We start from the raw sequence: 12,662 nt of genomic DNA, 5'->3' as shown, positions 1-12,662 counted from the left end.
GATGGTAAGTTGCATGGTTCCGTTTCATAAAAAAAACGCCTCCTTTAATTGATGGTATTCTTCTTTACCATCAATTAAAGGAGGCTAATCACCTGATATTTCTTAAGTTGACGCGCATGGTCCACGAAGACTCCTGTGGGACAGCGAAAGCTGAAGACCCCGCAGGAATAGCATTGGCCGAAGCCTGCGAGGACAAGCTTTTGCGACGAAGCTAGCGTAGCGATGCAGGAGCATAGGTTTTCAGTGACGAGGAGGCTGAAGCTGAGCCCACGGAAAGCGAAGTGGCCAGCCCAGTTGGAAATTATGCATTACTATTCAGTTTAATAAAACTTTCTTCATTCTGTTTTATTTTCAGGCCCACTTTTAAGCACCTAGTCATCTTCAACCATTCATTTCTAGCGCTTCTTCTAGTACTCTATCCGGTACAGTAATGGCATCAATCTCATTGTACTTGCTGTATTCAGCTTGCACATCTGATTTAATGTTCATGACTTCTCCTTCAATATTCATATCCATGTCCATTGCCATATTCATCTTGTTTGTTAAAAAGGTTTCTTTATCGATAAAGATTGTGTAGTTTACCGAATGAATGGTCATGTCTTCAAGTGCCATTTGAGCTTCGATTTCCATTTGCCCTAATGTTTTGTCCAGCTGCTGATCCATCAATTCTTGAAATTTCTCTCCAGAGGCATCAAGTGTCAAAATATACTCATCTGCAGTTTGCTCAAAAGTGAAATCATTTTGAAACTCACTTAATTCTTCTAATTGTTGCGCAGGATCCGCAGTTTGTTGGTCAGCTAGCTCTTTCAAACCTGCAATACTTTCATCTGGCATTTTCAACCACATCGCCATTGTGTTTTCATACATGTACATCCCTTGATCTGTGAAATACATTTCCATATTCATCGGATTGGCATTGTCAATATCCTCCGAAACAATAGATGTTTCTGCCGTTTGATGAAATGCTAGCGGTTCAGTCACCATATCCATTGCTGAATCCATTTTCATATTCATCACCATGCCATCCGGCTGCATCTCCATTACTTGATCAGTGAGGATGTCCGCATGCAAGCTCGTAATCGCTTCAGATGCTTTTACTGATTTCTCATACAGTTCTTCAACCGTTAAATCGCTATCTTCCCCTTTTGTCGACTCGCCCCCAGATGCCGGTTCCGCTGTTTCACCACAAGCTGAAAGTCCAATCGTTAAAGTTGTTGCACTCATAAACAGTAACCATTTTTTCATAATAGTGATCCTCCTTTTGCTCGTATTTAGTTCTCTTTTGAATTGCCTCTCTATATATACGGACAGCACTGGAAATCGTTTCATATTCTTTGTTTACCCGATTCTAGTCGTTTATTTCAGTAACTTCGATTATACTTTTCATTGCGAGTATAAAATGAGGTGAAAGTTATGAGGTTAAAACAGTTTTTCAAGTATTATAAGCCGCATAAACGATTATTTGTCATCGACTTTTCCAGCGCTGTTTTTGTAGCCATTCTTGAGTTGGCATTTCCAGTGGCTGTCCAATGGTTTATCGATGACTTACTGCCGAGTGGCAATTGGAATACGATTACTACAGTCAGCTTTTTGCTACTAGCTGTATTTCTCTTAAGTACATTTTTGCAGTATATTGTCAGCTACTTAGGTCATAAACTAGGAATCAATATCGAAACGGATATGAGAGAAGAATTATTTACCCATGTCCAGCGTCAATCATTCCGGTTTTTCGACAATATTAAAACAGGGCATATTATGAGCCGAGTTACCAATGACTTATTTGACATCGGCGAACTTGCTCATCACGGGCCGGAAGATTTCTTTATCGCTATCATGACGTTCTTTGGCGCTTTCGGTATTATGTTTTGGATCAATCCAAAACTAGCACTTGTTACGCTAATTGTTATTCCATTTCTTATCTGGCTAATTACGTATTGCAATATTAAAATGAACCAAGCTTGGGGCAGTATGTATGGGAAAATTGCTGAAGTTAACAGTCGTGTTGAGGACAGTGTTTCAGGAGCACGGGTAGTGCAATCTTTTACAAATGAAGAATTTGAAATCGAACGTTTTAAAACTGATAATGACCATTTCCGCTTGGCCAAGATGGTTGCTTATAAAGTAATGGCTGCGACACATTCCAGTATTTATATGATGACTCGTCTTTTGACTTTAGTCGTATTGGTTTATGGCGCATGGCTCAACTTCCAAGGTCAATTATCATACGGTGAACTTGTCAGCTTTGTTCTTTTTCTTAACGTCTTGATCAAACCCATTGATAAAATCAGTGCATTGCTTGAACTTTATCCGAAAGGTATGGCTGGCTTTAGTCGGTTTCGCGAGTTAATTGAACAAGCTCCCGACATCAATGACCAGAAAGGCGCTGTCACCGTTGAGACATTAAACGGGGACATCAAGTTTGAAAACGTCTATTTTGGCTATGATGATAGTAAAACAGTGCTATCCGGAATAGATTTAGAATTACGTGCTGGTGAAACTGTCGCATTTGTCGGTCCTTCTGGCGCTGGGAAAACAACCATTTGTTCATTGATTCCACGTTTTTACGACATTCAAAAAGGCACTATATCAATTGACGGCATGGATATACGGAACATGACAAAGCATTCGTTGCGCACACAAATCGGTATCGTACAACAAGATGTCTTCTTGTTTACAGGAACTATACGCGAGAACATCGCTTACGGGAAAAGACATGCGAGCGACGAAGAAATTTTAGCAGCCGCGAAAAAAGCGCATTTAGAAGATTTTGTTCAGAAATTACCACAAGGCTACGACACACAAATTGGCGAGCGCGGATTAAAGCTATCCGGTGGTCAAAAACAACGTTTAGCGATTGCACGGATGTTCTTAAAAAATCCACCAATTTTAATTTTGGATGAAGCGACATCTGCACTCGATACGCAAACCGAGCGTGTTATTCAAGAAGCTTTAACGGAATTAGCGGAAAATCGTACAACGCTCATTATTGCTCACCGCCTCGCAACGATACGAGATGCCGATCGAGTCGTTGTGGTGACGGAAGACGGCATTGCCGAGCAAGGTGGATATGGCGAATTACTCCAAACAGATGGCGTTTTCGCAAACCTTCACCGTATTCAATTTGAACAATAAGAGTCTTTGAATTTTTGACACAATCGAAAAAAGGCGCATCTCACTAATTGAGATGTGCCTTTTTTACATTTTAGTTTCCGATGACAAACTGCTCATAGCGGTCGTAATCCGCACGGCTTAGTTCTACTTTTAGTAAAGTGCCATCTTCTTCATATTCGGTTTCGTGAATGCTTGCATGTTCGTTAAGGTACGCCACAACATCTCCACGACTAAACGGAACAATCATTCTGCACGTCACGTAATCTGAGAAAATTTGCTTTTTGATGACTTCTAATAATTCATCAAGGCCAACGCCTTCTTTTGCTGCAATCCATAATCCATCACCATTTATAGCTGGGTAACGCACTCCGGCTAAATCTGATTTATTAAAAACATATAAGGTCGGAACATTCTCTACCCCAACCGCTTGCAAAGTAAGATTCGTCACATCCATCATATAACGATGTTCTTCATTCGAAACGTCAACGACATGAAGAAGTAAATCTGCATTTCGCGCTTCTTCTAAAGTAGAGCGGAATGCTTTCACTAGATGGTGCGGCAACTTACTGACAAAACCTACTGTATCCGTCAGCAAAAAGCTCTTATTGTCTTCTAAGCGAATTTGACGGACAGATGTTTCCAACGTAGCGAACAACATGTCTTTTTCAAATACTTGTTTTTCCTCATTTTGCCCTGTTTTAGTTAATAAACCATTCATCACCGTTGATTTCCCTGCATTCGTATAACCAACTAACGATACCACCGGCATTCCCTTTTTAGTCCGTTGTTTACGTTGCGTGATGCGCTGATCTTTAATATGTTCAAGTTCTTTATGAAGCTTTGAGATCTGTTCTTCAATTTTACGACGATCTAGTTCCAGTTTCGTCTCACCGGCTCCACGGTTAGCAACCCCGCCACTACTGCTACCACCTTGACGTCCGAGAGATGCTCTCAATCCAATCAAGCGCGGCAACATGTACTGAAGTTGGGCCAACTCTACTTGTACTTGCGCTTCACGTGTTTTCGCACGACGTGAAAAGATATCTAAAATCAGCATTGTCCGGTCGATTACTTTGCATTCTAAATCTTCTTCCAAATTCCGAATTTGCGAAGGTGACAATTCATCATTGAAAATCACTAAATTGGCATCGGATTCTTCGTAGAAAGCTTTTATCTCTTCTACTTTCCCGCTCCCGACATAGTGCGAAGGGTTAATTCGCTCCAAGTTTTGTGTAACTTCTCCGGCAACCTCCACATTGCATGCCTCTGCTAAATTACGCAATTCTTCCATTCCATAGGCAAAGTGTAAATCTTTTTGAAGTTGGACACCTACTATGACTGCTTTTTCTTGTAATTCATCCATTTATCTTGTCCTCCTATTTCAGGAAAGAAAATTCCCATTCAGTTTATCCATTTTACCATAGTTTATCTTTCACCCAACTAAAGAGACGGCAACCAATAGAAACCTTGTTCAAATTCGAGCTTATGTGTGCCATTCGTAAAATAGACTTCTTCTAGACGTTCTTGTGTCTCATTTGTTTTTCTAAATTCAATGCGACAATTATCCATTTTCAAACTGCCACCTAAAATTTTTCGCCAATGACTTTCAGTTTCCATTGGATTCCATACACCAAAAATACAACGGTCGATTGTTAGTACTTCGTTCATCTTTTGCACAACACCTTTGTCCCTTAGTTTGTTATAACGTTGTTCATCGGTTTCCAGCCATTCGATAAAAAATGGCGTCGGCAGTTTCGCAGACACTGATTCTTTAACAAATAACATTTTCCACTTAATCAATTCCCCGTCTTCAGTGCGACGTTCAGCATTTAGAACGCCAGTAGTCTCAATCCCACGCTGTTGTAAATCATGATCTAACTCCACGATATTTTTAGTTCTTAAACAAATTGTCCCAAAGCCTACTTGATCATGCATTAAAAGTTGGGTCAGCGGATGTTCAGTAGCCATTGCGACTTCTTGTTTTTCAACTGATAACCATTCGATATAACAATCTTTTAAATACAACAATACATTTTGTGTTCCCCAATTGATATGTTGACCCCCAATAGAAGCAGGCAAGCCTTGCCCTCGCCAATCCGATACGGTTTCATTTGTATTTTTTTGTACAAAATGAACAATGTGATCTAATTCCATAAAGCACCTCACTAAGTTTCCGTCTTATCTTATATCGTTCGCCATGCATTCCTCAGTCTCCTTTAAGCGTTTAAAAGGAGCTTCTGGGGGAATGGTTAGATAACTACAGTATTTGCTCTACCACCCCCGAAAATGCATGGTCGTACTTTGACGAAAACAGCTTTTTCATTAGAAACTACCTGCAACAAACCGTCCACTCAAATTACAAGTTTTTTTAGCTGTTATTACGTTTTTTTACTAAAACGGTGGTTTTCTCCACTTATTTTCGATAGGCTAAAGTATAGAAAAAAATTGAGGAGGTTACCATGAATAAAGAATCATTGAAAAATCCTGTATTTGTAGTATCCGCTACAGTCATTCTTATTCTCGTTATTTTAGGTGCGGTCACACCCGTGAAATTTGGAGAAGTAGCAGGACGGTTGTTTAGTTTTACTACCTTGAATTTCGGTTGGTTTTACTTACTTGCTGTCTTTATCATCACACTTTTCCTTATAGCAATTGCATTATCTAAGTTCGGACGTATTCGCCTTGGCCCTGATGACGATCGTCCAGAATTTCCTTTCTTCACATGGATTGGCATGTTATTCTCAGCCGGTTTTGGAGCTGGCCTTGTATTTTGGGGAGTAGCTGAGCCAATGAGTCATTTTTTCACTTCCCCTGTAGGTAACGAAGCACTAACACCAGAAGCAGCGAGACTTGCTATGGGCTACTCGTTTTTCCACTGGGGTGTTAGTCAATGGTCAGTATTTGCTATTGTTGGACTGGTTATCGGTTTTTTGCAATTCCGCAAAAAAAAACCTGGTTTGGTTTCTACCGCCCTTGAGCCAGTATTAGGAAATAGACCATTAGTTAAAAACTCTATCGATTCTCTAGCCGTCATTGCTACTGTAATGGGAATCGCTACATCTCTTGGATTAGGCGTATTGCAAATGAACGGTGGCCTCAATTCCGTATTCGGTCTTGATAACGCCTTTCCGGTTCAATTGGGTATTATCGCAGTAATGTTTGCGGCTTATACTTTATCGTCTTCTACAGGACTTAAAAAAGGAATTGCCTACTTAAGTAACTTAAATCTTGGTTTAGCCTTAGTTTTAATGGTATTCGTCTTTATTGCAGGACCGACTGTTTTCATCATGGAAACTTTCACGTTAGCACTTGGCGATTACATTACAAATTTCGTGCAATATAGTTTACGACTAGAGCCGTATGAAAATGGTCAATGGGTGCAAGGTTGGACCATTTTCTATTGGGCATGGGCTATTGCTTGGTCTCCATTTGTAGGCGCATTTGTAGCACGTGTATCTAGAGGACGTACAATCCGCGAGTTTGTAATGGGTGTTCTAGTCATTCCACCTGCTATCGCTTGTCTTTGGATTGCTGTATTTGGAGGTACAGCACTTTGGTACGATTTAAACAAAGCGGCAGGTATTGCAGAAGCCGTTAATAACGATTTAACTTCTGCTTTGTTTCAAGCTTTCGGCGTTTTACCATTGACGACAATCATGTCGATTCTTGCCATCTTGTTGATCTTCACTTTCCTAGTGACTTCTGCTGACTCTGCAACCTATATCTTGGCGTCAATGACCAGTTTCGGCAGCTTGAATCCACCAACAGCCTTTAAGATTGTTTGGGGTGTGTTAATGTCCGCGATTGCCGCAGTTCTTTTGTATGCGGGTGGATTGCAAGCTTTACAGACGGCATCACTCATATCCGCCTTACCGTTCACAGTGCTGCTCGTGTTAATGCTTTGGTCTTTCACTAAAATTATTCGTACAGAGTCTCCGCCTATACGGGAGTCTGAACTTGAACGATTTAAACGTATGGACCAAGAAATGAAAAAACAACGCAATAAATAACGTAAAAAGGCGTACAGCCTTTCCTCACGGAAAGTGCTGTACGCCTCTTTGATTGTTTGTTATTTGTCTTCGTTAATCAAACGAACTGTTTCATCAAATTCTTTTTCAATCTCTGCATCTGGTTTGTAAGTAACAAGACTCACAAGCCAAGTAACAAGAAGACACAAGAAGAAACCTGGAATAATTTCATAAACACTGCCCATGAAATTCGTTAGGTCCGTTGCGCCAGGATCTTCTGCTGCTGTACCCATTGAATCCCACACAATAACTGTAACGGCACCGACGATCATTCCGGCTAATGCGCCTTTTGAAGTCAGTTTACGCCAAAACAGTGACAATAGAATAATCGGTCCAAATGCAGCACCAAATCCAGCCCATGCATAAGCAACTAAGCCTAAAATGGTATTATTTTGTTCCCATGCCAAGTACGCTGCAATTACAGCAATCAATGCTACAGCTACTCGACCAAGCGTTACATAGCCTTTAGCAGATGCTTCTTTTTTGAAAGCAATTTTGTATAAATCCTCAATAAGCGCCGAAGAACTTACTAAAAGCTGAGAAGAAATTGTACTCATGACAGCTGCTAAAACAGCCGCTAATACAAATCCAGCAACTAATGGGTGGAACAAAATTTGACTCAAATCAAGAAAGACTGATTCTGGGTCTACTAACGTCGCTGAAGGATTTTGCTGGAAGTAAGCAATACCGACAAGCGCAGTTGCAGTAGCTCCAATAAGACTGAAGATCATCCAGCTCATCCCAATACGACGAGCAATGCGAACTTCTTTTAAGGTCTTAATGGCCATAAAACGAACAATGATATGAGGTTGGCCAAAGTAACCAAGTCCCCAAGCGGCTGCTGAAATAACACCGATTGTAGAAGCGCCTGAAACTAAGCTCAACATATTCGGGTCTACTTCTCGAATGCTTGCTGCAGTTTCGCTAAATCCACCTGTAGCAAAAATCCCTACGACTGGCACTGCGATTAAAGCAAGTACCATCATGACGCCTTGAACGAAATCGGTATAACTAACAGCAAGGAATCCACCGAACAATGTATAAGCTACGACAACAATCGAGCCTAGCACAAGTCCTAGATGGTAATCCATTCCGAACGAGCTTTGGAAGAATAATCCAGAAGCCACCATACCGGATGAAACATAAAATGTGAAAAAGATTAAGATGATAATACCCGAAACAATTCTTAATAACCGTGATTTGTCTTTTAAACGGTTTTCCAAGAAACTTGGAATCGTAATCGAGTCACTAGTAATAAATGAGTAAATTCGTAAACGTGGTGCTACAAAGAACCAGTTTAAAAAGGCACCAATTGTTAATCCGATTGCAATCCATACCTCAACTAACCCACCAAGGTAAATCGCACCTGGTAAACCTAGTAAGAGCCATCCGGACATATCCGATGCTCCTGCACTCAATGCAGCTACTGCTGGTCCAAGCCCCCTTCCACCAAGCATATAGTCAGATAAGTCGGCAGTTTTACGATAGGCATACCAACCGATATAAAGCATTGCACCTAGATAAACGGCTAAAGCAATGATTTGATAAGTTGTATCTGTCATTTTATCCCCTCCTTACTTAACAGTGTAACATTATTGACACATTTGAAAAGTCCCCATTTACGGTTTTAGTATAAATAAAAGTGGGAAGTAAAGCGATAAGGAGGCGATTTTTGATGCCATGGAACAAAAAAGACTACCCAGATTCGTTTAAAAACCTTACTGATGACGTCCGTGACAAAGCAATCGAGATTGCTAATGCGTTGATTCGCGATGGCTATGAAGAGGGTCGTGCCATACCGATTGCTTTAGAACAAGCAAAAAAAACTGAAAACAGTGATGAGGACCGACCAGTCTACGAAATTAAAAAACATGATGAAGGATGGCAGTTAAAGAAAAAAGATAGTAAAAAAGCGATTTTAATCGAAGAAACAAAAGAAAGCTTGATGGGAGAAGCTAAGCGCTACGTTAACAAAAATCACGGTGAACTTCATATTTATACGGAAGACGGTTCCTTATCAGATACGCTTTATGAATGATTAAAAGTATAAAGTGCCGCTGTCTACAGACAGCGGCACTTTATTTAAAACCAGCCTTTTTCTTTAAAACGAGAAATGGCTTCAATTCGATTGCTCACTTCAAGTTTATCCAAAATGGTTGAAATGTAGTTTCTTACTGTACCTGTTGTAATAAATAATTCCTTCGCAATTTCTTTCGTGCTGCGCCCTTCGGCAATCAGTTCCATTACCTGCTTTTCCCGATCGGTTAATGGATTTTCGTCAGCATAAGCCAAATCCACTAATTCCGGTGCATAAATCCGACGCCCCGACATAATTGTGCGAATCGAAGTAGCCAAATCTTCACTTGGACTATCTTTCAACAAATATCCGCTGACGCCTGCTTTTCTTGCTCGCTCAAAGTAACCCGAGCGGGCAAATGTCGTCAATATAATAATTTTGCATGGCTGATCTTTTAAAATTTCTGCAGCGTCCAATCCACTTTTCAACGGCATTTCAATATCCATGATGCAAATATCTGGCTGTAGATTTTCAACAAGTTCAATTACTTCTTCTCCATTAGCTGCTTTGCCTACCACTTCCATGTCTTCCTCTAAATCGAGCAATGAGCCCAAAGCTCCTAACATCATCCGCTGATCTTCTGCCAATACAATTCGAATCATTTCATATCCTCCTTTGAACTATAGAGAATGACATTTGGTACTCTAATATTTAAAGTAGTACCATCCATTACTTTAATATCTACTGATCCATTAACAAATTCCAACCGTTCACGCATTCCTACTAAGCCATTGCCTTTTAAGGAGGTATTTCCTTCTGGAAAGCCATCGCCATTATCTTGAACTTGAACCAGAAGCTCTTCGGGGTTTTGCTTGATCAAGATGCTACAGCGCGATGCCCCACTGTGCTTCACCACATTTGTCACAGCTTCTTTTAAACACATACTCACAACATTTTCAACTAACAGTGGCGTATTTGTTAGCTGTGTAGACCCATAAAAGACAAAATCAATTTCAGCAGCTTTTAAAATTTGTTGCACCCGCAAAAGCTCTTCATCAAGTTTAGTCCCCCGCATATTTGAAACGAGCTCACGCACTTCTTTTAAGGCTGTACGAGCTGTTTGTCTCACATCATTTATTTCGCTTAAAGCAGATTCTGGGTTGCGGTTTATTAGTTTTCCGGCTAAATCACTTTTCAAACCAATCAATGATAATTTTTGCCCTAGTGTATCGTGTAAATCACGAGCAATTCGCTCACGCTCTTCAATGATTACTAGTTGGGAAATTCGTTTATTGGCATCTTCAAGCTGGCCTTCGAGCTTTTCTCGCTTATTGCGATTATATGTATTGAACGGCAAAAGAATAACACCCAATACACTCAGTACAATAAATGGTAATTGGGAAATGTACAATTCACTATGATCAAAAAAGCCAAATACGACAGCCGTAATTGTTAATCCAATATGGAGGCCATAAATAATAAAAAACCCTACTTTATTGCGCAAATTCCCAATAAAAAATGCCACAAAAATAGAAAGGTACACATAGCCAAATAGGAAGATCATTCCGATGTTTATAGCCATCTCAAAACTAACCCATACGTATACAAAACCCGTCTTGGAATTGAAAGACAATCTATACGCAATAAAGAACATCAATAAGAGCAAAATACCAAAAATAAAATCCGTCATCGAAGAAGAACGAAAGATGAAGAAAAAAGGCAAAATACAAAAGATAACCCAGGCGTATACACTCAACCACGGATTTTTAGGGAATATTTGATACCAACTTTGCATAAGGTCCTCCTCTTTCTTAATTATTCAATCATAGCAAATAAAACACAAAAGAAAAAACCATTCAGCTAAGAATGGTTTTTCACTTCTTTATTGTTCAACCGTTTTTGACTCACCTAGTAAATGTTTGATATCGCCAAATGTAACGAATGTTTTATTTGGTGCATCATACAATTTATAGCGTAACGATTTAAGACTCGATTTAATATTGATAGTAGTTGCTTGTTGAAGCGGTGGTGTTGATTCATGCGCTTTTTCCAAATTGTAGTTTGGCACACGGGGGCTCAAGTGATGTACATGGTGGAAGCCAATGTTTCCAGTTACCCATTGCAATACTTTTGGAAGTTGATAATACGAACTCCCATCTACTGCTGCTTTTACATAATCCCACTCATTTTCATCTTCAAAATACGAATCCTCAAATGTATGCTGTACGTAGAACAACCAAATACCAAGTGCCCCAGCTACAAACATCGTCGTACCTTGTACGATTAAGAATGCCTGCCAACCAATCGCCAAAATTAATAGCGTATAGATAACCACTAAAGAAATATTGATCAAATACGTGTTGTTGCGTTCTTTTTTGCGTGCATCTTTACGGTTAAAGCGGCTTGAAATCAAAACAAGAAATAATGGACCAAATCCAAACATTACGAGTGGATTTCGGTACATACGGTATTTAAAACGTTCCCATTTCGATGCTTCGATATATTCATCAATTGTCATAACCCAAATATCGCCAACTCCGCGCTTATCTAAGTTTCCACTTGATGCATGGTGAATTGAGTGCTCACGTTTCCACTTTTCATATGCAAAAAGTGTCATAATACCTGTAATTGTCCCAACAATCGCGTTCGCTTTTTTGTTTTTGAAAAACGAACCATGTGTACAATCGTGGAAAATAATAAATGTACGAATAACGAATCCTGCTGCAACAACAGATAACGCGATTGTCAGCCAAATCGAAACATCGAGTGCTTGATAAGCTAAAAACCAAGCTAAGATAAAAGGTGGTATTGTATTTACTAATTGTCTGACACTTGCTTTTACATCTGCTTTTTCAAATGGGGCGACAAACTTACGTAATTGTGCTGTTTTTTCTCTGCTCATGTCTTGTCTTCCTCCTTAGACGGACTTTTTTGGTCCGAATAACTTATTAACCTTATCTTAACGGGAAACTCGTAGGCGTATAAGACACAAACGTCTATATTTCTATATGACAGTTGTCATGTATTTCTAAAAATCTACTTCTTTAAAATTACAAGCGATAAGTGTATAATGAAAATAGACAGAAAAATCAGAATGGAGTGAGACATATGACTGGTATGGTCGCCATCATTATGGTCTTTTCAATTCCACTAGCTGCCATCATTACTAACCATCTCCAAAAACAAACAAAACTTAAAGGTCAAATGATAAGTGATGAGTTGGAGTTAGAAAAATTAAAGCATGAGAATTTTGTTTTGGAAACACAAAAAATGCGCTTAGAGCTTGAACACATGAAGTTAGAAGATGCACACAAAACCGAAAATCTACTATTAAAAAAAGGATAGTGGAAACGAATAAGGTACCGAAAAGCCCCGGCACGCAATTTCGCGCCGAGGCTTTTCCGCTTTTTTGTCTAGACTCCAACAGCCAGATTCTCGGGACATAAGCCATTCCAACTACGTGGCCAAAAACGCCACTCTGTTGGCCTGGCTTATGCCTGTCGAAT

11 protein-coding genes are annotated in these 12,662 nt (G+C 39.8%); 4 read left to right on the top strand and 7 right to left on the bottom strand.

Going from position 1 to position 12,662, the window contains the following annotated elements:
• Window positions 1-381 precede the first annotated feature (381 nt).
• Window positions 382-1,245, bottom strand: coding sequence for a DUF6612 family protein (locus tag GPDM_RS15660; RefSeq protein ID WP_008432957.1), 864 nt, complete (start codon window positions 1,243-1,245; stop codon window positions 382-384).
• Between the two features lie 168 nt (window positions 1,246-1,413).
• Between GPDM_RS15660 and GPDM_RS15655 the strand changes: the two genes are divergently transcribed.
• Window positions 1,414-3,132 carry an ABC transporter ATP-binding protein gene (locus tag GPDM_RS15655; protein WP_008432955.1) on the top strand — a complete coding sequence of 573 codons (1,719 nt, stop codon included), beginning with the start codon at window positions 1,414-1,416 and terminating at the stop codon, window positions 3,130-3,132.
• A gap of 70 nt (window positions 3,133-3,202) precedes the next feature.
• On the opposite strand, the gene hflX is transcribed toward GPDM_RS15655, so the two are convergent.
• Together hflX and GPDM_RS15645 are read right to left on the bottom strand one after the other, a co-directional pair.
• A complete protein-coding gene (hflX, locus tag GPDM_RS15650; RefSeq protein ID WP_008432954.1) occupies window positions 3,203-4,474 on the bottom strand; it encodes a GTPase HflX in 1,272 nt (423 codons plus the stop codon).
• Between the two features lie 77 nt (window positions 4,475-4,551).
• Window positions 4,552-5,265, bottom strand: a complete 714-nt coding sequence (locus GPDM_RS15645; RefSeq protein WP_008432952.1) for a VOC family protein — start codon at window positions 5,263-5,265, stop codon at window positions 4,552-4,554.
• A gap of 305 nt (window positions 5,266-5,570) precedes the next feature.
• Between GPDM_RS15645 and GPDM_RS15640 the strand changes: the two genes are divergently transcribed.
• Complete coding sequence (locus GPDM_RS15640; protein ID WP_008432950.1) at window positions 5,571-7,121, top strand: BCCT family transporter; 1,551 nt, start codon at window positions 5,571-5,573, stop codon at window positions 7,119-7,121.
• 59 nt (window positions 7,122-7,180) lie between these two features.
• Here GPDM_RS15640 and putP read toward each other — a convergent pair whose 3' ends face one another.
• Window positions 7,181-8,701 carry a sodium/proline symporter PutP gene (gene putP, locus GPDM_RS15635; RefSeq protein WP_008432949.1) on the bottom strand — a complete coding sequence of 507 codons (1,521 nt, stop codon included), beginning with the start codon at window positions 8,699-8,701 and terminating at the stop codon, window positions 7,181-7,183.
• 113 nt (window positions 8,702-8,814) lie between these two features.
• Here putP and GPDM_RS15630 point away from each other — a divergent pair, with 113 nt between their 5' ends.
• Complete coding sequence (locus GPDM_RS15630) at window positions 8,815-9,177, top strand: DUF2188 domain-containing protein (protein ID WP_008432947.1); 363 nt, start codon at window positions 8,815-8,817, stop codon at window positions 9,175-9,177.
• Between the two features lie 44 nt (window positions 9,178-9,221).
• Here the strand turns inward: GPDM_RS15630 and GPDM_RS15625 are convergent, their stop codons facing one another.
• From GPDM_RS15625 to desA, 3 genes are all read right to left on the bottom strand, one after another.
• A complete protein-coding gene (locus GPDM_RS15625) occupies window positions 9,222-9,818 on the bottom strand; it encodes a response regulator transcription factor (RefSeq protein ID WP_008432946.1) in 597 nt (198 codons plus the stop codon).
• On the bottom strand, window positions 9,815-10,951 hold the full coding sequence (locus tag GPDM_RS15620; protein WP_081458218.1) for a sensor histidine kinase: 1,137 nt from the start codon (window positions 10,949-10,951) through the stop codon (window positions 9,815-9,817). The genes GPDM_RS15625 and GPDM_RS15620 overlap by 4 nt, the downstream gene beginning before the upstream one ends.
• An 87-nt stretch (window positions 10,952-11,038) precedes the next feature.
• Window positions 11,039-12,058, bottom strand: a complete 1,020-nt coding sequence (gene desA, locus GPDM_RS15615; RefSeq protein ID WP_008432940.1) for a Delta(5) desaturase DesA — start codon at window positions 12,056-12,058, stop codon at window positions 11,039-11,041.
• A 206-nt stretch (window positions 12,059-12,264) separates the two neighbouring features.
• Here desA and GPDM_RS15610 point away from each other — a divergent pair, with 206 nt between their 5' ends.
• A complete protein-coding gene (locus GPDM_RS15610; protein WP_008432937.1) occupies window positions 12,265-12,501 on the top strand; it encodes a hypothetical protein in 237 nt (78 codons plus the stop codon).
• The last annotated feature ends 161 nt before the right edge of the window (window positions 12,502-12,662 follow it).

Source organism: Planococcus donghaensis MPA1U2 (assembly GCF_000189395.1).
GTDB lineage: Bacteria > Bacillota > Bacilli > Bacillales_A > Planococcaceae > Planococcus > Planococcus donghaensis_B.
Note: the sequence above shows the minus strand (reverse complement) of the source record. Positions and strands in the feature narration are given on the sequence as shown.